At 41.0% G+C, this 21038-nt stretch carries 16 protein-coding genes and 1 CRISPR repeat array; of the genes, 11 read left to right on the top strand and 5 right to left on the bottom strand.

Features of this window, described 5'->3' with window-relative positions:
• The first annotated feature begins 50 nt into the window (after window positions 1-50).
• The 7 genes from C3007_RS03705 to cas2 are packed head-to-tail and all read left to right on the top strand — an operon-like array spanning window position 51 to window position 7642.
• Window positions 51-2270: a CRISPR-associated helicase/endonuclease Cas3 gene (locus C3007_RS03705; protein WP_103853159.1), complete on the top strand. Its 2220-nt coding sequence runs from the start codon at window positions 51-53 to the stop codon at window positions 2268-2270.
• 38 nt (window positions 2271-2308) lie between these two features.
• Entirely contained in the window at window positions 2309-2986 is a 678-nt protein-coding gene (gene cas5c / locus C3007_RS03700; RefSeq protein ID WP_103853158.1) for a type I-C CRISPR-associated protein Cas5c, read from the top strand.
• Window positions 2983-4785: a type I-C CRISPR-associated protein Cas8c/Csd1 gene (cas8c, locus tag C3007_RS03695; protein WP_103853157.1), complete on the top strand. Its 1803-nt coding sequence runs from the start codon at window positions 2983-2985 to the stop codon at window positions 4783-4785. The genes cas5c and cas8c overlap by 4 nt, the downstream gene beginning before the upstream one ends.
• Before the next feature lie 3 nt (window positions 4786-4788).
• Window positions 4789-5652, top strand: a complete 864-nt coding sequence (cas7c, locus tag C3007_RS03690) for a type I-C CRISPR-associated protein Cas7/Csd2 (protein WP_103853156.1) — start codon at window positions 4789-4791, stop codon at window positions 5650-5652.
• Window positions 5653-5655: 3 nt separating this feature from the next.
• Window positions 5656-6267, top strand: a complete 612-nt coding sequence (gene cas4 / locus C3007_RS03685; RefSeq protein WP_103853155.1) for a CRISPR-associated protein Cas4 — start codon at window positions 5656-5658, stop codon at window positions 6265-6267.
• A gap of 58 nt (window positions 6268-6325) precedes the next feature.
• The gene (gene cas1c, locus C3007_RS03680; protein ID WP_103853154.1) at window positions 6326-7339 is read left to right on the top strand and encodes a type I-C CRISPR-associated endonuclease Cas1c; all 1014 of its coding nucleotides are present in this window, start codon (window positions 6326-6328) and stop codon (window positions 7337-7339) included.
• Between the two features lie 9 nt (window positions 7340-7348).
• Window positions 7349-7642 (top strand): CRISPR-associated endonuclease Cas2, encoded by a 294-nt coding sequence (gene cas2, locus C3007_RS03675; RefSeq protein WP_103853153.1) that lies wholly within the window; start codon window positions 7349-7351, stop codon window positions 7640-7642.
• Between the two features lie 189 nt (window positions 7643-7831).
• Window positions 7832-10701: a CRISPR direct-repeat array (repeat unit 32 nt; unit sequence CGGCCATCTCCCAGATGGCCGTGAATTGAAAC).
• Window positions 10702-10834: 133 nt separating this feature from the next.
• Here the strand turns inward: cas2 and prfC are convergent.
• On the bottom strand, window positions 10835-12424 hold the full coding sequence (prfC, locus tag C3007_RS03670) for a peptide chain release factor 3 (protein ID WP_103853152.1): 1590 nt from the start codon (window positions 12422-12424) through the stop codon (window positions 10835-10837).
• Window positions 12425-12611: 187 nt separating this feature from the next.
• Between prfC and C3007_RS03665 the strand changes: the two genes are divergently transcribed.
• The 4 genes from C3007_RS03665 (at window position 12612) to C3007_RS03650 (ending at window position 16800) form a co-directional block, all read left to right on the top strand.
• Window positions 12612-13472 carry a phosphoribosylaminoimidazolesuccinocarboxamide synthase gene (locus tag C3007_RS03665; RefSeq protein ID WP_103853151.1) on the top strand — a complete coding sequence of 287 codons (861 nt, stop codon included), beginning with the start codon at window positions 12612-12614 and terminating at the stop codon, window positions 13470-13472.
• 82 nt (window positions 13473-13554) lie between these two features.
• Window positions 13555-14394 (top strand): SDR family oxidoreductase, encoded by an 840-nt coding sequence (locus C3007_RS03660; RefSeq protein ID WP_103853150.1) that lies wholly within the window; start codon window positions 13555-13557, stop codon window positions 14392-14394.
• Window positions 14395-14485: 91 nt separating this feature from the next.
• A complete protein-coding gene (gene argG / locus C3007_RS03655; protein WP_103853149.1) occupies window positions 14486-15826 on the top strand; it encodes an argininosuccinate synthase in 1341 nt (446 codons plus the stop codon).
• A 101-nt stretch (window positions 15827-15927) separates the two neighbouring features.
• Window positions 15928-16800, top strand: coding sequence for a VirK/YbjX family protein (locus tag C3007_RS03650; protein ID WP_103853148.1), 873 nt, complete (start codon window positions 15928-15930; stop codon window positions 16798-16800).
• A 50-nt stretch (window positions 16801-16850) separates the two neighbouring features.
• Here the strand turns inward: C3007_RS03650 and C3007_RS03645 are convergent, their stop codons facing one another.
• The 4 genes from C3007_RS03645 to C3007_RS03630 form a co-directional block, all read right to left on the bottom strand.
• Window positions 16851-17318 carry an Lrp/AsnC family transcriptional regulator gene (locus C3007_RS03645; RefSeq protein WP_103853147.1) on the bottom strand — a complete coding sequence of 156 codons (468 nt, stop codon included), beginning with the start codon at window positions 17316-17318 and terminating at the stop codon, window positions 16851-16853.
• A 139-nt stretch (window positions 17319-17457) separates the two neighbouring features.
• Window positions 17458-18981 carry a YfcC family protein gene (locus C3007_RS03640; protein WP_103853146.1) on the bottom strand — a complete coding sequence of 508 codons (1524 nt, stop codon included), beginning with the start codon at window positions 18979-18981 and terminating at the stop codon, window positions 17458-17460.
• Between the two features lie 75 nt (window positions 18982-19056).
• On the bottom strand, window positions 19057-19986 hold the full coding sequence (arcC, locus tag C3007_RS03635; RefSeq protein ID WP_103853145.1) for a carbamate kinase: 930 nt from the start codon (window positions 19984-19986) through the stop codon (window positions 19057-19059).
• A 19-nt stretch (window positions 19987-20005) separates the two neighbouring features.
• Complete coding sequence (locus tag C3007_RS03630; protein WP_103853144.1) at window positions 20006-21010, bottom strand: ornithine carbamoyltransferase; 1005 nt, start codon at window positions 21008-21010, stop codon at window positions 20006-20008.
• Window positions 21011-21038: the final 28 nt, after the last annotated feature.

The raw sequence follows: 21038 nt of genomic DNA, 5'->3' as shown, positions 1-21038 counted from the left end.
ATTTTTATATACTTCCGTCTAATGATGAGCATTTTAAAGCGGTAGCGTGTATGGTTTTTTTCGCACATTCGACAGAAGATCCGACAGAGAAAGATTGGCAGTTGTTAAGTGATCATTTGATCAATGTTGCGAAAATGGCCGCTTGTTTTGCGCAATACTTTGGCGCTCAAGAGATTGCCTATCATATGGGATTGCTACACGATTTTGGTAAGTATAGTGAGCCATATCAAGCGCGTTTGCGTGGTGGGCCGCGGGTTGATCATTCAACTGCAGGAGCAAAATTAGCCGTAGAAAAATACCCTCAACTAGGTTGGCTGATGGCATTTTGTATTGCAGGACATCACGCTGGGTTAGCGAATGGTTCGCGAGAAGGGGATTTAACAACCTTAGCCCAGCGCTTAGAAAATATCATTCCTGCTTTAGATAAGGCTTGGCAAGATGAAATTCCGTTAGCCGATAAACTTTCTTTTCCTGCTATCACGCCGTCGAAAACAGAGCAATTTTTCTCTTTGTCTTTTTTTACCCGAATGCTTTATTCTTGTTTGGTCGATGCAGATTTTTTAGAAACAGAAGCTTTTTATGCCAAAGGGCAAAATGTTCCCGTTGAACGGGGTAATTATCCTGATCTTATTACCTTACAGCATCATTTTAATCAATTTATTCAGTCAAAATTTAGACAATCTTCAGCTAATCAGAAAGTTTCTTCGCTGAATCAACTGCGCAGTCAGATTTTTGATTATGCGGTACAGCAAGCCGCACTACCACCTGGACTCTTTACTTTAACCGTGCCAACTGGTGGTGGAAAAACTTTTACCTCAATGGCATTTGCTCTTGAGCACGCTAAGATTCACCAACTTCGCCGTATTATTTATGTGATTCCTTTTACGAGTATTATTGAGCAAAATGCTGCACAATTTCGTCAAGCATTTGGCGAGCTTGGTGAGAAGGCGGTGTTAGAGCATCATAGTACCTTTGATGATGGAAAATTGGCGGATAAACATAGCAAAGATAAATTGCGCTTAGCTTCTGAAAATTGGGATATGCCTGTTGTGGTAACTACGGCGGTGCAATTTTTTGAATCTTTATTTGCAAATCGTTCATCTCGTTGCCGTAAGTTACATAATATTACGGGAAGTGTGATTATTTTAGATGAAGCACAAATGTTACCGCTCAATTTATTGCGTCCGATTATGGCTGCCATTGATGAACTTGCGCGTAATTATCGCTGTTCGGTGGTAATGTGTACTGCGACTCAACCAGCGATCCATCAGCAACACGGTTTTTATAAAGGGTTTGAGAATTTACGCGAAATTGCACCAAATCCTGAGCAATTATTTGAACGATTGGCGCGTACTACTGTACAGCATATTGGTGAACAAAAAGATGAGTCTTTACTCAATTATTTAACTGAAAATCCACAAATTCTGATTATTGTCAATAATCGCAAGCACGCGCAGCATTTGTATCATTTAGCGAAATCCCTGGAGGGATGTTTTCATCTTTCCACCTTGATGTGTGCTAAACATCGTACGCAAATACTTGATGAGATTCGTCATTGCTTGAAAGAAGGCAAACCTTGTCGGGTGATTTCAACATCCTTAATAGAGGCGGGTGTGGATGTTGATTTCCCGCTGGTAATGCGTGCGGAAGCGGGCTTAGATTCCGTTGCCCAAGCAGCAGGACGTTGTAATCGCGAGGGTAAACGGGCGCAGAGCGAAAGTTTAGTCTTTATTTTTAAGCCAGAAGAGCAGTGGAAGCCGCCAGCGGAGTTAAACGTACTTTCGGCCTGTATGCGCTCGGTTGTGCGCTCACATCAGTCCGATTTACTGGCACCAGATGCTATTTTAAGTTATTTCAAACAGGTTTATGCTTCAAAGGGGAGTGAACTCGATAAAGCTGGCATTTTAGCAGATTGCCATAATGCAAGGCTAAATTTCCCTTTTGAAACCATGGCGAAAAAATTTCAAATGATTCAAAGCCATCTTGTGCCTTTGATTATTCCTTTTAATGAAGAGGCCGAAAAACTTATCGATATCCTACAAAATACCGAACAAATTGGGGGGATTTTACGCAAGTTGCAACCCTATACGATCCAAATTTCTGAGAAAATTTTGACCGCACTTTATCAGCGTGGTGCGGTTGATTTAATTAATAGAGAACGTTTCGGTGAACAATTTTATTATTTGATTAATCGGGATTTATATAGCGAACATTCTGGATTAAATTGGGATACACCAGAATTTATTGCTGCGGAAAATTGTGCTTGGTAACTTGTCATAGCATAACCATAGAATAAATGGAGTAGTGAATGAAGAATAAAGTGAGATTACATATTTGGGGAGATTATGCCTGTTTCACCCGCCCAGAAATGAAGGTGGAACGGGTATCTTATGACGTGATAACCCCTTCAGCTGCGCGGGGGATATTATCAGCGATCCATTGGAAGCCCGCAATAAACTGGGTGATAGATAAGATCTATGTGCTGAAACCTATCCAGTTTGAATCTATTCGCCGAAATGAATTGGGGAGTAAGCTGCCCGCCACTAAAGTAAGTGGGGCAATGAAGCGTAACAGTGTTGAAGGACTTTATACTATCATAGAAGAAGATCGTCAACAACGTGCTGCTACTGTATTAAAAAATGTCGCTTATGTTATTGAAGCCCATATTGTAATGACGGATAAAGCAGGTGAAGGTGATAATTTAACCAAGCATTTAGAAATGTTTAAACGCCGAGCAATGAAAGGACAATGCTTCCAGCAACCTTGTATGGGGGTGAGGGAGTTTCCTGCTGAATTTGCCTTTATTGATGAAGATGAGGCGTTACCAGAATGTTTGTTAGATGAAAATGATCGTCAGCGTGATTTAGGTTGGATGTTGTACGATATTGATTTTCAGAATAAAAATACACCGCACTTTTTTAGAGCTAAAATGCAAGATGGCATTATTACTGTGCCCCCTTTTATGGCCGAGGAGGTGGTATCGTGATTTTATTATCGCTTGTTCGTTATTATCAACGTTTATCTGCACAAAAGGATCGTGATACCGGTGAGCCTAAAGTCCCTTCTTATGGATTTAGTGAAGAAAAAATTGGCTATATCTTAGTGTTAAATCCAAAGGGAGAGTTGGTTGATGTCATTCCTAATTTTACTGATGACAAAAAGCCAAGACCGAAGTTAATGAATGTTCCCCAAGCAGTGAAACGAACATCTGGCATAAAACCGAATTTTTTATGGGACAAAACCGCTTATGTGCTTGGGGTGGAAGCCAATCAGGATAAAGCCAGTGCGAAAATGCAGCCTGCGTTGCTTTCGCACCATACTTTCGATGCGTTCAAACAGTTTCATTTAGAGGCATTAGCGGATACTCAAGATAAAGGCTTGCAAGCCTTGGTGAAATTCTTAACAACTTGGGAGCCTGAAAAATTTACGGACTCTCTTTGCCCAATTGAAATATTAGATGCTAACCTTGTATTTAAGTTAGATGGTGAAAATCAATATATTCATCAAAGTGTTGAAGCGCAAAATTTATGGGCTGGTTTATTATCCAAGAACGATAAGACGGAAGGAATTTGTTTAATTACGGGGGAAAAAGCCCCTATTGCACGTTTGCATCCTTCAATTAAAGGTATTCAGGGCGGGCAAAGCTCGGGCGGCTCAATTATTTCTTTCAATAAAGATGCCTTTACTTCTTTTAATAAGGATCAAGGTGATAATGCACCTGTTTCAGAACAAGCAGCGTTTGCTTATACCACAGCGTTAAATTATTTATTACGCAATAAAAATCATCATTTAATGATCGGCGATACAAGTACCGTTTTTTGGGCCGAAGCAGAAGATGTTGAACAAGCGGAGCTGGCGGAACAATTTTTTGCAGGTTTTTTGACACCGCCTGATGATGAGCAAGAGAATAGCCCTATTTTTGATATGCTAGAAAAAATGAGTAAAGGCAGACCTTTGCAAGAGATTAATCTTGGGATAGCACCGAGTACCCGTTTTTTCATTTTAGGTTTAGCGCCAAATACCTCAAGAATTTCTATTCGTTTTTGGTTGGAAACCAGTTTTGGCGAGCTAGCCAATAACTTAGCGATGCATTGGCAGGATCTTGCACTTAATCCTCGCCCTTGGAAGACTCCGCCTTCTATTTGGCGTTTATTATTGCAAACAACGCCATTAGATCGCACTGGTAAAGGTAAATCTGAAAATATTTCCCCTGTACTCGCAGGAGAGCTGGCTCGAGCTATTTTTACTGATAGTCTTTATCCGATGAATTTATTATCTCAATTACTGATGCGATTTAGAGCGGATGGGCAAATAACAGGATTAAGAATTGCAATGGTTAAAGCCGTACTTCAGCGGCGATTTAGAAAAGGTTTGATAAAACAAGGAGTTCCTATGGAATTAGATGAAAATAGTGATCACACAGCTTATCTTCTTGGACGATTGTTTGCGTTGTTAGAACGCGTTCAATACCAAGCGTTAGGCGATCTCAATGCAAATATTGTCGATCGTTATTATGCTTCTGCATCTACTGTGCCATATTCAGTTTTCCCACGTCTTCTCAAAGGGGGTCAGCACCATTTTTCCCGTTTAAAGAAAGACAAAATGGGTATGGCGATTAATTTAAGTAAGGATCTTGCTGCAATTTTAGGGAAGTTACCAACCGTTTTCCCGCGTCATTTGAACATTGAGGAACAAGGACGCTTTGCATTAGGCTATTATCAAGAAAAAGAACGTTATTTCAGCAAAAAAGTTAATGCTGATGAAACAGAATCAATCAAGGAGTAAAAAATGACTATCCAGAATCGTTATGAATTTGTATATTTTTTTGATGTTACTAACGGGAATCCAAATGGTGATCCTGATGCAGGAAATTTACCGCGTATGGATCCTGAAACCAGCAAAGGCTTGGTTACAGATGTTTGTTTAAAACGTAAGATCCGTAATTTTATTGAATTATGCTATGAAAATGAGCCAGGCTACGAGATTTATGTGAAAGAGAAAAGTGTACTGAATTTACAAAATAAACGTGCCTATGAAGCTTTATCCATCAAGCCTGAAGCGAAAAAACTACCGAAAGATGAAGCCAAAGCACGCGAAATTACCGCGTGGATGTGCAAAAATTTCTTTGATGTTCGTAGTTTTGGCGCAGTAATGACGACAGAAGTTAATAGCGGTCAAGTTCGTGGCCCTGTGCAATTTGCCTTTGCACAATCAATCGATCCGATTGTTCCAGTGGAACTTTCTATTACGCGTATGGCAGTAACCAATGAGAAAGATCTTGAAAAAGAACGTACTATGGGACGTAAAGCCATTGTTCCTTACGGACTTTATCGTGTTCACGGCTTTATTTCAGCAAAATTAGCAGAGAAAACGGGCTTTAGCGAGGAAGATTTACAGAAGTTATGGCAGGCTTTACAGCTGATGTTTGAACATGATCATTCTGCCGCGCGTGGTGAAATGGTGGCGCGCAAACTGGTGGTATTTAAACATCAAGACGCTTTAGGCAATCAGCCAGCGCATAAATTATTTGAGCGAGTTACCATTGAGCGCGTGAATGGTGATATGGCAATGCCTGCACAGTCATTTGATGATTACCGTATCTCAGTGAATACCGATGGGTTAACAGGCGTGACGGTTGAAGAATTAATTTAACCAATGTATATCGTTTCCCTTTCGGCATTACAGCATTATGCTTTCTGCCCACGCCAATGTGCGTTAATCCATAACGAGCAAGCGTGGGAAGAAAACTTGCTTACGGCACAAGGAAGAACCTTGCACGAGCGTGTCGATTCAGGCGAGCCTGAAAGCCGTAAGGGAATTCGTTTTGAGCGAACAGTCCATGTTTGTGCGCAACAGCTTGGATTAACGGGAATTTTGGATCTCGTAGAGCAAGATCTTAGCTCAGGTCAATTAAAGCCTGTAGAGTACAAACGTGGAAAACCCAAACTTGAACCTATTGATGAAATTCAACTTTGCGCTCAAGCATTATGTTTAGAAGAAATGACAGGGCAGCCTATTACGGAAGGGGCGATATGGTATTTACAAACTCGACATCGCTTGCCTGTTCTGTTTTCAGCTGAATTAAGAAAGAGAACATTAGATACCATTGCGAATGTACAAGCATTGTTAGAAAGCGGCATAACACCTGCACCACAATATGGAAAACACTGTAAGGCTTGTTCTTTAATTGAGCTTTGCCAGCCTGCATTATTGGAAAAAGATAAATCGCAATCTTATATCAAAAGGTTGTTTGATGAGAAAGAATAAAAGCAAAGTGCGGTATAAAATGATGAGTTTTTTAATCTTAAGTAGGTGAATTTTTACGATGAAAAAACTACAAAATACCATTTATATCACGACACAAGGCAGTTATTTGCATAAAGAAAGAGAAACGCTTGTGATTGAACAAGAGCGTAAAAAAGTGGCACAGCTTCCTATTCATTCTATTGGACATATATTCTGTTTTGGTAATGTGCTGGTATCTCCATTTTTAATGGGATTTTGTGGCGAAAATAATGTAAATCTTGCCTTTTTCACTGAAAATGGACGCTATTTAGGGCGTTTGCAAGGCCGACAAAGTGGAAATGTATTATTACGTCGAGCGCAATATCAATATTCAGCAGAAAAACCTACCACCATTGCTCGTCATATTATCGCAGCTAAAATTCAATCATCTAAGCGTGTGTTGCAACGCCAGTTACGAAATTATGGTGAAAATCAAGAAATTCAACAGGCTATTTATGGTTTAAATGCACGTTTAAGGGAGCTTAAGCAAGCTGACGGGTTGGAGACTATTCGTGGCATTGAGGGCGAAGCTGCATCTCGTTACTTTAGTGTTTTTCATCATTTATTGCGGGATAAGAACGGTTTTGCTTTTCACGGACGTTCACGCCGTCCACCGCGTGATGAAGTGAATGCGTTGTTATCATTTTTATATAGTATTTTAGGTAAGGAAATTAGCGGTGCTTTGCAAGGTGTGGGGCTAGATCCGCAAATTGGCTTTTTACATGCTGATCGTCCGGGCAGAGATAGTTTAGCACAAGATATATTGGAAGAATTTCGTGCTTGGTGGGTGGATAGAACCGTATTAAGCCTAATTAACCGTGGGCAAATTAAACCAAGTGATTTTGTAAAAGAAAGTAGTGGTGCAGTTAATTTGAAACCTGAAATGCGAAAAAGCCTATTCCAAGCTTGGCAAGCGAAGAAGCAAGAAAAAATACTCCACCCATTTTTGCAGGAAAATGTTGCAATAGGATTATTACCCCATATACAAGCAATGCTACTAGCACGGCATTTACGCGGTGATTTAGCGGAATATCCCCCATTTTTAATGCGTTAGGATAACAATATGTTAATGCTGATTACTTATGATATTTCTCTTGATGATCCACAAGGTCAAGCGCGTTTGCGTCGTATTGCGAAACATTGTCTTGATTATGGTGTTCGCGTGCAATATTCCGTGTTTGAATGTGATATTGCCCCAGATCAATGGGTAGTATTAAAATCCAAACTATTGGATACTTATAACCCTGAAACTGATAGTTTGCGCTTTTACCATTTAGGAAGTAAATGGCGCAGAAAAGTAGAGCATCACGGTGCCAAACCATCAATTGACATTTTCCAAGATGCCATAATTCTATAATCGCTAACCTATTGTTCTCATCAAATCCCTGCTAGCTTAGCGAAGTATCATTGTTCTTTAAAAATCAAATAATTAATTCTGAATTTTATTTAGCAATGATTATGCTATAATCTATCTTCGCACAGAAAAGAATGATTAGCGAAATACCAAGGTTAATACCTTATTTTTGTTATATTTTTTCCCTGTGCTCGGCCATCTCCCAGATGGCCGTGAATTGAAACTTATTTCTTTGCAAGAATTGAAGATCTGTTTTTTCCGGCCATCTCCCAGATGGCCGTGAATTGAAACGGCTTGTAAAGTTAAATAATAACTTTTGCAGGGCGGCCATCTCCCAGATGGCCGTGAATTGAAACAAGAGTCATTGCAATATTGCCTTTTAATTTGATACGGCCATCTCCCAGATGGCCGTGAATTGAAACGTTTTGAGTGTTAAAAGTTAAAAATTGCCATTTCGGCCATCTCCCAGATGGCCGTGAATTGAAACGATGACCCTATCGCATTCCAGCCTTTCAGGTCTTACGGCCATCTCCCAGATGGCCGTGAATTGAAACAAACCTTAACACGTCAAAACCTAAAAAATTTTTACGGCCATCTCCCAGATGGCCGTGAATTGAAACCCGTTATCAACTTAAGCATCAGAAAACAGCTGTTCGGCCATCTCCCAGATGGCCGTGAATTGAAACCCTCGGGTATCTAATCCTTTAGATAGTCTTTTGATGCGGCCATCTCCCAGATGGCCGTGAATTGAAACTAGTATGGATATTTAGATGAGGACTATAGATGCAACGGCCATCTCCCAGATGGCCGTGAATTGAAACCCATAGGGGGGTGTGCCGCCCTACCGTTCAACCGCCGGCCATCTCCCAGATGGCCGTGAATTGAAACACGCCTTGCAATTGTGCAGAAGATATGCTCTTTAACCGGCCATCTCCCAGATGGCCGTGAATTGAAACGTCAATACCCAAAAACTAAATTTCTAAAAATTTTTCGGCCATCTCCCAGATGGCCGTGAATTGAAACTAAATAGATAACGAAAAAAACTATAAAACAGTGTAACGGCCATCTCCCAGATGGCCGTGAATTGAAACAAGCATCAGAAAACAGCTGTTTTTTAATTAGATAACGGCCATCTCCCAGATGGCCGTGAATTGAAACTTGTTCGCTTGTTTTTTGTACAATTTCCATCTTTTCGGCCATCTCCCAGATGGCCGTGAATTGAAACCCGTTATCAATCCAAGCATCAGAAAACAGCTGTTCGGCCATCTCCCAGATGGCCGTGAATTGAAACATAGGATGATACTTCACCGCCTGTCGATCCCACATACCGGCCATCTCCCAGATGGCCGTGAATTGAAACCCGTTATCAACCCAAGCATCAGAAAACAGCTGTTCGGCCATCTCCCAGATGGCCGTGAATTGAAACAATTGCCAAGCCGTGCAAATTTTGCGAGATTTTTCGGCCATCTCCCAGATGGCCGTGAATTGAAACGTTATCTATTAAAAAAACAGCTGTTTTCTGATGCCGGCCATCTCCCAGATGGCCGTGAATTGAAACTTAGGGCTGGCAATCCCCGCAAGGATTGTACCTAGGCGGCCATCTCCCAGATGGCCGTGAATTGAAACAGCTTGCAAAGTTAAATATTAACTTTTTATTGGGTCGGCCATCTCCCAGATGGCCGTGAATTGAAACACAGCACGGATCGGCTTTTCCTTTCTATTTTAGCCGGCCATCTCCCAGATGGCCGTGAATTGAAACAGAATAGGCATTCTTTCAACAAGAGGCTATTTCTTGCCGGCCATCTCCCAGATGGCCGTGAATTGAAACCATTTCCAGCTTTTCAATGCCAAGATCGATGGCAACGGCCATCTCCCAGATGGCCGTGAATTGAAACTTAAGTCTGGGCGTAATATATTAATGTAATATAAACGGCCATCTCCCAGATGGCCGTGAATTGAAACAAAATCAGATTTTATTAAGTGATGAGCGAACAAGACGGCCATCTCCCAGATGGCCGTGAATTGAAACGCCTTTTGTTAGGGTCGCGATATGCTCGCCCACGTCGGCCATCTCCCAGATGGCCGTGAATTGAAACTCTCATTTCGTGCCTTTATTATATTTTATTCTGTCCGGCCATCTCCCAGATGGCCGTGAATTGAAACAAGAGGCAACAAATAATGGCAATTATAATTGATAACGGCCATCTCCCAGATGGCCGTGAATTGAAACTAAACATCCTATCATCAACACAAAAGCAAAAAAGGCGGCCATCTCCCAGATGGCCGTGAATTGAAACAAGAGGCAACAAAAAACGGCAAGTAGAATAGATAACCGGCCATCTCCCAGATGGCCGTGAATTGAAACTCTTGGTGAGCAAATGGCGGTGATTGGTCAGCTTCGGCCATCTCCCAGATGGCCGTGAATTGAAACATCAATAATAAATAATGTTTTATCATACCTCGTTCGGCCATCTCACAGATGGCCGTGAATTGAAACATCTTCACGTTGTAATCGCCCTTTTTTGCCTAACGGCCATCTCACAGATGGCCGTGAATTGAAACTGCAGGCGGACACTGTTTTTATGCGTCCAGCGACGGCCATCTCACAGATGGCCGTGAATTGAAACGTGGACAAAATGTAAGCCCCGACCAAATGACTGCCCGGCCATCTCACAGATGGCCGTGAATTGAAACAATGGCAAGCGTTGTATCAATTATTGCGTGAATTGAAACAATATCCTTGTTGGCTTTGTTGATGTTACTGCGTCGGCCATCTCACAGATGGCCGTGAATTGAAACGCTGTTTTTGGCTCTCGACCGCCCTACCAAAAATCGGCCATCTCACAGATGGCCGTGAATTGAAACAACCCAATTTCTCGCCGTGATATTAATTTAGATCGGTCATCTCCCAGATGGCCGTGAATTGAAACTACTTTACTCTTTCCCCACACAGAGCAATGATGTCGGCCATCTCCCAGATGGCCGTGAATTGAAACATTACCTCTCGTTGCGTTAGCCCGATATAATCTTCGGCCATCTCCCAGATGGCCGTGAATTAAAGAACATTCACATCCGCTACTCTAGAGAAAGCCATTACCGGTTATCCCTTAGATAGCCCTGAATTGACACATTGTAACTAAGAACACTATTAATCTTTATACAAAAAGTAGTAATCATTTATTCCCATTTTAGTTTTTAATGTTCTCTTGTTTTAAAGAACGCGACATCAGGATAACGATCTTGGGCAAGATTGAGATTGACCATTGTTGGCGCAATATAAGTGAGATTATCTCCCCCATCTAGCGCAAGGTTTTGTTCATTTTTGCGTTTAAATTCTTCGAATTTCTTCGCATCATCACATTCCACCCAACGGGCAGTGGCAACATTTACGGTTTCGTAAATGGCTTCCACGTTATATTCCGATTTTAAGCGCGCAACTACCACATCAAACTGTAGCACCCCAACCGCACCAACAATTAAATCATTATTAGTTAATGGGCGGAAAACTTGCACCGCACCTTCCTCGGAAAGCTGCACCAAACCTTTGAGCAATTGCTTTTGTTTGAGTGGATCTTTAAGACGAATGCGGCGGAATAATTCTGGCGCAAAGTTTGGAATGCCAGTGAATTTTAATTCTTCGCCTTGAGTAAAGGTATCGCCAATTTGGATTGTTCCGTGGTTATGCAAGCCGATAATATCACCAGCATAGGCTTCATCTGCGTGGGTGCGATCGCCAGCCATAAAGGTGAGTGCATCAGAAACCACCACATCTTTGCCAATACGAACGTGGCGCAGTTTCATTCCTTTTTCATATTTACCTGAAACAATACGCATAAACGCAACACGGTCGCGGTGCTTAGGATCCATATTGGCTTGGATTTTAAATACAAATCCGGTTAATTTTTCTTCGCTACTTTCTACAATGCGTGTATCTGCTTGGCGAGCTTGTGGCGCAGGCGCCCATTGGGTTAAGCCATCAAGAAAATGATCAACACCAAAGTTACCCAATGCCGTTCCAAAGAACACAGGGGTTAGTTCGCCACTTAAAAAGAGTGGCAGATCAAATTCGTTAGACGCACCTTTCACTAGCTCTAATTCATCGCGTAATTGTTGCGCTAAATCTGAACCTACGGCGTCATCTAACTCAGGATTATCAAGGCCTTTCACCACACGCACTTCCTGAATGGTATGCCCTTGTCCTGTTTGGTAAAGATAGGTTTCGTCTTTGTATAAATGATACACCCCTTTGAAAAGCTTTCCGCAGCCAATTGGCCAAGTGATAGGCGCACAATGGATATTTAACACGCTTTCCACTTCGTCCAATAATTCCATCGGATCACGAATATCACGGTCTAACTTATTCATAAAGGTGAGAATTGGCGTGTCGCGCAGACGGGTAACTTCCATCAATTTAATGGTTCGTTCCTCAACCCCTTTTGCGCTGTCAATGACCATTAAGCAGCTATCTACCGCGGTCAAAGTGCGGTAAGTATCTTCCGAGAAATCTTCGTGTCCGGGGGTATCAAGCAAATTCACCAAGCATTCGTTATAAGGAAATTGCATTACCGAGGTAGTAATGGAAATTCCCCGTTGTTTTTCCATTTCCATCCAGTCGGATTTCGCGTGCTGGGCTGAGCCTTTTCCTTTTACTGAGCCTGCTTTTTGAATGGCATTTCCGTAAAGCAACACTTTTTCCGTAATGGTGGTTTTACCCGCATCGGGGTGGGAAATAATCGCAAAGGTTCTGCGCTTATTGACTTGTTGTGGATAATTGTTCAAAGACATTGTTCTCTAAGTATATCGTCAAAAAATGGGCTCTATTTTCCCTGATATTTAGCCTATTCTCAATCTTTTATTTTGTCTTTGCGTGATTTTTCGAGGAATGAAAAAAATTAAGCAATCGTTTGCTTCAAAAGAGGAAAAGTGCGGTACAATATGCAACAGTTTTTTCACGAATTAAAAAGAGGCCAAAATGAGCGAGCTAAGTTTAAAAAAAATCTATTCGGGCAAAGTGCGCGATCTCTATGAAATTGACGATAAACGAATGCTGATGGTTGCCACCGATCGTTTGTCTGCATTTGATGTGATTTTAGATGATCCTATTCCGCGCAAAGGCGAAATTCTTACCCAGATTTCTAATTTTTGGTTTAATAAATTAGCCTCAATTATGCCGAATCATTTCACTGGCGATACGGTGTATGATGTGTTACCAAAAGCGGAAGCGGATTTAGTCAAAGATCGCGCGGTTGTCTGTAAACGCTTAACGCCGATTAAAATTGAATCTATCGTGCGTGGCTACCTTACAGGAAGTGGCCTAAAAGATTACTTACAAACAGGCACGATTTGTGGCTTGGAATTACCAAAAGGCTTGCAAGAAGCGAGCAAATTACCCGAACCCATTTTCACCCCATCAAGTAAAGAAGAAGTGGGCAATCACGACATTAATATCAGTTATGCAGAATGTGAACGATTGATTGGCGCAGAACTGGCAGCCCAAGTGAAAGAAAAAGCGCTCGCCCTTTACAAAGCAGCGGCAGAATATGCGCTGACTAAAGGAATCATTATTTGCGATACCAAGTTTGAATTTGGCTTAGATGAAAACGGCACGCTCACCTTAATGGACGAAGTGCTAACACCAGATTCTAGCCGTTTTTGGTCGGTGGATACCTATCGAGAAGGCGTCAATCCCCCGTCTTTCGATAAACAATTTATCCGTGATTGGCTAGAAAACAGCGGTTGGAATAAAGAACCCCCAGCGCCAAAAGTTCCCGCAGATGTCATTCAAAAAACCGTGGATAAATACCAAGAAGCGTTGGATTTATTGACGAAATAATGAATCCGCAAGCAAATTATTTTTAAGTGCGGTGCTTTTTCGGCTAGAATTGGCCGTACGATAATTTGATAATTGAGGTAATATGCGATCTGTTGCAATCGTTGGATTGGGTTGGTTAGGGTTGCCCCTTGCGCGCCATTTAAAACATTTAGGCTGGACAGTGAAAGGCACGAAACGCACGCACGATGAAGTGGAACAAATGCGTTTAATGCGATTTGAAACCTATCATTTGTTACTTGAGCCTGAAATTAACGCGGATCCTGATGATTTATCAGCGCTGTTGTCGGTGGATAGCCTTGTCATCAACATTCCGCCAAGTCAATATTTCTTCAATGTGCAGGATTATGTGCAGGGCATTAAAAATTTGGTGAATGAAGCGTTAAATCACGGCGTTCAGCATTTTATTTTTATTAGCTCTAGCTCTGTTTTTCCGATGCAAAATGGGCATTTTGATGAAATGCAGCTCCCGCAGCCAGACAGTGAAATCGGGCAGGGATTGCTTGAAATTGAACAATGGTTGGCGGCATTGCCGAATGTGGATTGTGATATTATCCGCTTTGCTGGACTGGTTGGATCAGATCGTCACCCGGTCTATTCATTGACAAATAAACAAGCAGTACAGCAGGGCAACACGCCAGTGAATTTGGTGCATATTGATGATTGCGCGCGCGCCATTCAGCTTTTGCTTGAAATCCCGAGCGGACAGCGGTTGTATCATCTTTCTGCACCCGAACACCCGATCAAAGCACAATATTACGGGCAAATGGCGGAAAAACTCGGGCTAATTGCACCGCACTTTGTATGTTCTTCTGATGATCCTGTGCGTATTGTAGAGGGGAATAAAATTTGCCAAGAGTTGGATTTTGTTTATCAATATCCCGATCCAGATTTGATGATCCCAACGCAAGAAAAATCTCTTTAATATCGCATAGACTTTAAAGGCAATTTCATTGATAATAAGCCGATTTAAAATCACGCAAACGATAACTTAAATAAAACCATAAGGTATTACTATGTCAAACACGATTTTACAAAGCCTTCCAGTAGGGCAAAAAGTGGGAATTGCCTTTTCAGGCGGATTAGATACCAGTGCAGCATTGCTTTGGATGCGTCAAAATGGCGCGATTCCTTACGCATATACCGCAAATTTAGGTCAGCCTGATGAAGAAGATTACAACGCGATTCCGCGCAAAGCGATGGAATACGGCGCGGAAAACGCACGTTTACTCGACTGCCGCAGCCAGCTTGCACACGAGGGGATTGCCGCAATTCAATGTGGTGCATTCCATATTTCTACTGGTGGCGCAACCTATTTCAACACCACGCCATTAGGCCGCGCGGTAACTGGCACAATGCTGGTTTCTGCAATGAAAGAAGATGATGTAAATATCTGGGGCGATGGTAGTACCTTTAAAGGCAACGATATTGAACGTTTTTATCGCTATGGCTTATTAACCAATCCACATTTAAAAATCTACAAACCTTGGTTAGATAACCGTTTTATTGAAGAGCTTGGCGGTCGCCACGAAATGTCTGAATTCTTAATCGCGAATGGTTTTGAATACAAAATGTCGGTAGAAAAAGCCTACTCAACAGATTCCAATATGCTTGGTGCAACGCACGAAGCGAAAGATTTAGAATTATTAAGCCGTGGCATTCGCATTGTAAACCCAATTATGGGCGTGCCATTCTGGCGTGAAGACGTAGAAATCAAACCTGAAGAAGTAACCGTACGCTTTGAAGAGGGCGTGCCAGTGGCGTTAAATGGCAAATCATTTAGCGATTTAGTGGAACTCTTCCTTGAAGCCAACCGCATTGGTGGTCGCCACGGTTTAGGTATGTCAGATCAAATCGAAAACCGCATTATCGAAGCGAAATCGCGTGGTATTTATGAAGCGCCGGGAATGGCATTATTACACATTGCTTACGAGCGTTTACTCAGTGCTATCCACAACGAAGACACCATTGAACAATATCGTATTAACGGCTTACGTTTAGGGCGTTTATTGTATCAAGGCCGTTGGTTTGATCCGCAAGCGTTAATGTTGCGTGAAACCGCTCAGCGCTGGGTTGCTCGCGCGATCACTGGGGAAGTTACCCTTGAGTTACGCCGTGGTAACGATTATTCCATCTTAAACACTTCATCTGCGAACAGCACTTATCACCCAGAGCGTTTGAGTATGGAAAAAATTGAAAATGCGCCATTTGATCCATTAGATCGTATCGGTCAATTAACAATGCGTAACTTAGACATTGTGGATACTCGCGATAAATTAGGGATTTACACCCAAACTGGGTTACTCAGCATTTCAAAAGAATCTTTCTTACCGCAATTAAGCCATAAGAAAGATTAATTAAAATCTTGTGAAAATTTGACCGCACTTTTATTACATTGAAAGTGCGGTCATTTTTTATTAAAATCTCCGCCTTATTTTGGCTTTTTATCGGTGTTTTTATGTCCAGCTTGTTTTCTTTTCCTGATTTTAAAACCTTGCAACCTTATGATAAGCGATTCCTAAAAAGATTACGTTCTCGTATTCGTTACTATTTCTATCGTTTGCAATGTTATAAAGAATGTAATCAGTTTGTTCATTTTCTTAATCAGAATCCGCAATGGTTGCCTATTTTTAAAAAAGTACCTTATCGCTGCAATGCTGTTTTAAGAAAGTATTGCGATACTCGTTTTAGCAAGAAAGCTCGTATTCAAGCAATCTTAAATAACTTCGAATTAGCAGAAAAATTTTTGGGAACATCCATTGTTGATAAGTTGGCAAAACAAAATCACATTTTATTATCCGAGTTACCTGATGGTCTGAGGCTTTATCTAAACATTAATTCCATAGATCCTTTTGAAGGTTTTTTATCTATTAATATTAAGAATCAGGACAATGAAAGTGTGTATGATTCATCTTTCACTTTTTTATCTCCAAATCAATTATTAATTGCTTCAATTCAAGGGCCTAATGAGGAGAATTCTCAACAATTGGTTAAATCAGCAACCAAATCATTACATGGGATTCGCCCGATGTTTATGATTGTTAATGTATTTAAATTATTAAGTCAGCTCTGGGATTGTGAATTAATTGCTATAGCTCATAAGAACCAATCTAAATACCGCTGGAATGATTTTAATCGACTTTTATTCAACTATGACGAATTTTGGCAAGAAAACAATGGAAAGCTAAATACACAAGGTTATTGGGCGTTACCGTTAGAGATTGAGCGTAAATCTTTGGAAGAAATCCAAAGTAAAAAGCGTTCTATGTATCGTAAGCGCTATGAAATGTTGGATAAACTGGAAACCGATTTAAGCGCAGTATTTAACTAAAAATAAGCCCAAAAGTTACCGCACTTTTGGGTTTTGTTTTTTTATGGAAATTAGAGTGGAAGCTCGGTGGTGTTTTTGACGGTTTTTAGGGCGATTTCAGATTTGATATTTTTAATGCCAATTTCTTTGGTGAGATAACGCATTTTGATGGAATGAAATTCTTCAAGGTCGGAAACAAATAATTTTAGAATAAAATCATAATCTCCCGCCATTAAATGACATTCTGCAATCTGGGGCAGGGATTTCATTTCAAACATAAAGCGTTCTCGGACTTTGAGATCCTCTTCAAAAAATGAACCTAGCACATAAATCACCAGATTGCAGTTAAGTTTTTGCGGATTAAGCAAGGCGACATAATTATCAATCACACCACTTTGCTCTAATATATTAACTCGGCGTAAACAAGCAGAATTAGATAATCCTACTTCTTTGGCTAACTCGTTATTTTGCAAGCGTCCATTGCGTTGTAATGCTCTTAAAATGCGAGTATCAATATTATCAAACACTTTCTTAGCCATACGTTATCCTTGTGTAGCTTTGTGCGAGATCGATTATAACAAGATAATCTGGGTAAAACTGTGATCTAGGTTATTGTTTGGCAGATTCTTTGTAAAAAAGCACTTGCGTACAATTTGCTTGTACGCAAGTGTATAGATGTTAGGTGTAAAGTGAAACTTGCACAACGAGTAAGATTGAACCTATCACTAGCAAGCATCCGATCATTGGCATCACAAAACGCACCCATTTGTTAAATGGAATGTTGAGCATTTGCAGAGTAACTAGAACAAGTCCTGTTGGTGCAAGGAATAACATTGCGTATTGTCCCCAGTTGTAGGCAGATACAATGATGTGTCTTGGAATGCCTACGGTGTCTGCAAGTGGCGCCATAATTGGCATTGCAAGCACCGCCAAACCAGATGAAGACGGCACAATCAAACCAAGGAAGATGAAAATCACAAGTTGCGCCAAAATAAACACACTACCTGGTACACCAGAAACCAGTTCTGATGCGTAGGCAAGAATGGTGTCGGAAATCATTCCTTCATCAAGTACAAGGTTTACCCCACGTGCTAAACCGATGATAAGAGAAACCCCTACAAGTTCTGATGCCCCTTCAGTAAAGGCATTGACGATTTCTTTTTCTTTCAGTTTAGAGATAAACATAATGATAATTGTGATGGTAAGGAAAGAAGCCGCCATTTGTGGGAACCACCAGCCTCCGAACATCACTCCCCAAACCATAATTGGAAACGCGATACAGAACAGCATTAAAATGATTTTTCTGCGCGTAGTGAACCCAATGATTTGGGTTGTATCAATGTTTTTCATATATTTTTGGACAAATTCTTCGCGATCTTCATAGGTGTAAGATGCAGTTGGATCGGCTTTTACTTTTTTGCAGTACCAGTAAAGATAAGCGATAACACAAATTGAGCCGAGAATTAGCCCCGCAAATCGCCAAGTAATCCCTTCTGTAAATGGAATACCTGCTGCATTGGAAGCGATCACCACAGAGAATGGATTAATGGTAGAAAATGCCGTTCCCATTGATGCGGCAAGGAAAATTGCCCCTACGCAAACTATTGCATCATAGCCCAAAGCAAGAAATACGGGAACGAGAATAGGATAGAAAGCAACCGCTTCTTCTTCAATACCGCAAGTTGTACCGCCAATAACCATTAGCACAGATACGCAGAAAACAATTAAAAATTCATTGCCTTTGGTGCGATTGGCCAGTGCGGTTAGCCCCGCGTTAAAAGAGCCTGTGCGGTTAATCACCCCGATCATTCCCCCTAAGACGAAGATAAAGACCATAATATCTGCGGCATCAATCGTACCTTGCACCATACTGATAGCAATATCTTGCGGTGTTTTAGGATTTTGTTGAACACGTTGATAAGTTCCCGGAATGGCAATCGGTTTTTTGATTGTGCCTTCGGTGAAGTTTGATAATTCAATTTTAATATTTAAATTATCAAGGGATTCTTTGGTGGCTGGTAAAACGGTATCTTCTTGCTGATAAGTTTTTACCACAAAGACATTATTTGCTGAATTATAAGTAAGCTTGGAATAAGAACCAGCTGGAATAATCCAAGTGAGCGCTACAGCAATAATTAAAATGACAAATAAAATTGAAAATGCTGACGGAAAGTTAAAGGTCTTTTTATGTGCGTTTTCCATAATATACTCCTTTATATACAGCAAGTTATGGTAAGAATACGCTTTATACTGAGATAAAGCGTATTCATTGCTCACCTAATAATAGGTGATGTCTTTGGCTTTTGTTGTAATACGCGTACCCGCTTTACCTTTCACAATGTCCACAATATCAGAAAGTGAACCTATCACAGCATCTTTACCCGTATGTTTAACAAAATTCACCGCTGCTTGCACTTTTGGCCCCATTGAACCAGAAGGGAATGGCATTTCTTCGATCACATTTGGTGGCGCAGTGGCAATAGCTTGCTGATTTTCTTTGCCCCAATTTAGATATACCGCAGAAACATCGGTAGCGATGATAAAGAGATCCGCATCTAAATTCTCGGCTAATAAAGCCGAACAGAGATCTTTATCGATTACGGCTTCAACCCCACAAAGATTATGTTGATCATCATAGTAAGTTGGAATACCACCGCCGCCTGCGCAGATAACAATACTGCCTTTTTCAAGCAACCATTGAACAGGACGAATTTCAAAAATCCGTTTTGGTAATGGACTTGGTACAACGCGGCGATATTTATCGCCATCTTGGGCAATTGACCACCCTTTTTCTTTGGCTAATTTATCCGCTTCTTCTTTGGTATAAACTGGCCCAATCGGTTTTGTTGGATTTTGGAACGCAGGATCATTTTTATCCACTTCAACCTGAGAAAGCAAGGTGGCAAACGGCACTTCAAATGGTACAAGATTACCTAATTCTTGTTGAATCATATAACCGATCATTCCCACTGATTCTGCACCCAGTACATCAAGTGGATAAGTTGGCACATCTTTATAAGCCGCGCCTTGTAAGGCTAATAAACCGACTTGTGGGCCATTACCGTGCGCAATGACCAATTCATTATTAGGCCAAATCTTGGCAATTTGTTCGCACGCAATTCTCACATTTTGCCGTTGATTCTCAGCGGTTAATGGCTCACCACGGCGGAGTAGGGCATTGCCTCCTAATGCAATCACTATTCGCATAATATGCTCCTTTTATTCGCTAGGTTAAACTCGCATAAAGCACCGCTTTAATGGTGTGCATACGGTTTTCAGCTTGTTCAAAAGCAATATTCATTGGAGATTCAAACACGTCTTCTGTTACTTCAATACCATTTGCTAATTCAGGATAGGTTTCGGCAATTTGACGTCCTACTTTGGTTTCACTGTTATGGAAAGCAGGTAAGCAGTGCATAAATTTCACTCTTGGATTGCCAGTGCGTTTCATTAATTCTGGGGTAACTTGGTAAGGTAAAAGCAATTTAATACGTTCGCCCCAGCTTTCTAATGGCTCACCCATAGAAACCCATACATCAGTATGTACAAAATCCACATCTTTCACCGCAAGATCAATATCTTCCGTTACGGTAATGCGTGCGCCACTTTCTTGGGCAAATTTTTCGCACATCGCCACTAATTCAGGTTCTGGTAAAAGTGATTTAGGACTACAAATACGCACGTCCATACCTAATTTTGCGCCGATTAATAATAAAGAATTGCCGACATTGTTGCGTCCATCACCAATATAAACATATTTAATTTGAGTGAGTGGTTTATCGCAATTTTCGATCATAGTGAGAACATCGGCGAGCATTTGGGTTGGGTGGAATTCATCGGTTAAACCATTAAATACTGGCACGCCAGCATATTTTGCCAGTTCTTCAACCACAGTTTGTTTGAAACCACGATACTCAATGGCATCATACATTCGTCCGAGTACACGCGCGGTGTCTTTCATACTTTCTTTATGGCCAATTTGTGAAGATGTTGGATCAATGTAAGTAACATTTGCACCTTGGTCATAAGCGGCCACTTCAAATGCACAGCGAGTGCGTGTTGAGGTTTTCTCAAAAATTAAGGCAATATTTTTACCTTTTAATTTTTGTTGTTCTGTTCCAGCATATTTTGCTCGTTTCAAATCACGAGAAAGATCAAGCAAATAATTAATTTCACGTTCAGAGTGATTAACTAGACTAAGTAAATGTCTATTTTTAAGATTAAACGCCATAATATTTCTCCTTATATGATTGAGAGGA

This window comes from Avibacterium gallinarum, assembly GCF_002921135.1.
Lineage (GTDB): Bacteria > Pseudomonadota > Gammaproteobacteria > Enterobacterales > Pasteurellaceae > Avibacterium > Avibacterium gallinarum.
This window is presented reverse-complemented; position numbering and strand designations above follow the sequence as displayed.

Bases quoted from the DNA above. Each gene is read 5' to 3' on its own strand.
- cas4 (WP_103853155.1), top strand. From the start codon at position 5,656: ATGTATATCGTTTCCCTTTCGGCATTACAGCATTATGCTTTCTGCCCA.
- argG (WP_103853149.1), top strand. From the start codon at position 14,486: ATGTCAAACACGATTTTACAAAGCCTTCCAGTAGGGCAAAAAGTGGGA.
- C3007_RS03650 (WP_103853148.1), top strand. From the start codon at position 15,928: ATGTCCAGCTTGTTTTCTTTTCCTGATTTTAAAACCTTGCAACCTTAT.
- C3007_RS03705 (WP_103853159.1), top strand. From the start codon at position 51: ATGGTTTTTTTCGCACATTCGACAGAAGATCCGACAGAGAAAGATTGG.
- cas5c (WP_103853158.1), top strand. From the start codon at position 2,309: ATGAAGAATAAAGTGAGATTACATATTTGGGGAGATTATGCCTGTTTC.
- C3007_RS03660 (WP_103853150.1), top strand. From the start codon at position 13,555: ATGCGATCTGTTGCAATCGTTGGATTGGGTTGGTTAGGGTTGCCCCTT.
- cas2 (WP_103853153.1), top strand. From the start codon at position 7,349: ATGTTAATGCTGATTACTTATGATATTTCTCTTGATGATCCACAAGGT.
- prfC (WP_103853152.1), bottom strand. From the start codon at position 12,424: ATGTCTTTGAACAATTATCCACAACAAGTCAATAAGCGCAGAACCTTT.
- arcC (WP_103853145.1), bottom strand. From the start codon at position 19,986: ATGCGAATAGTGATTGCATTAGGAGGCAATGCCCTACTCCGCCGTGGT.
- cas7c (WP_103853156.1), top strand. From the start codon at position 4,789: ATGACTATCCAGAATCGTTATGAATTTGTATATTTTTTTGATGTTACT.
- cas1c (WP_103853154.1), top strand. From the start codon at position 6,326: ATGAAAAAACTACAAAATACCATTTATATCACGACACAAGGCAGTTAT.
- C3007_RS03645 (WP_103853147.1), bottom strand. From the start codon at position 17,318: ATGGCTAAGAAAGTGTTTGATAATATTGATACTCGCATTTTAAGAGCA.
- C3007_RS03640 (WP_103853146.1), bottom strand. From the start codon at position 18,981: ATGGAAAACGCACATAAAAAGACCTTTAACTTTCCGTCAGCATTTTCA.
- C3007_RS03630 (WP_103853144.1), bottom strand. From the start codon at position 21,010: ATGGCGTTTAATCTTAAAAATAGACATTTACTTAGTCTAGTTAATCAC.
- C3007_RS03665 (WP_103853151.1), top strand. From the start codon at position 12,612: ATGAGCGAGCTAAGTTTAAAAAAAATCTATTCGGGCAAAGTGCGCGAT.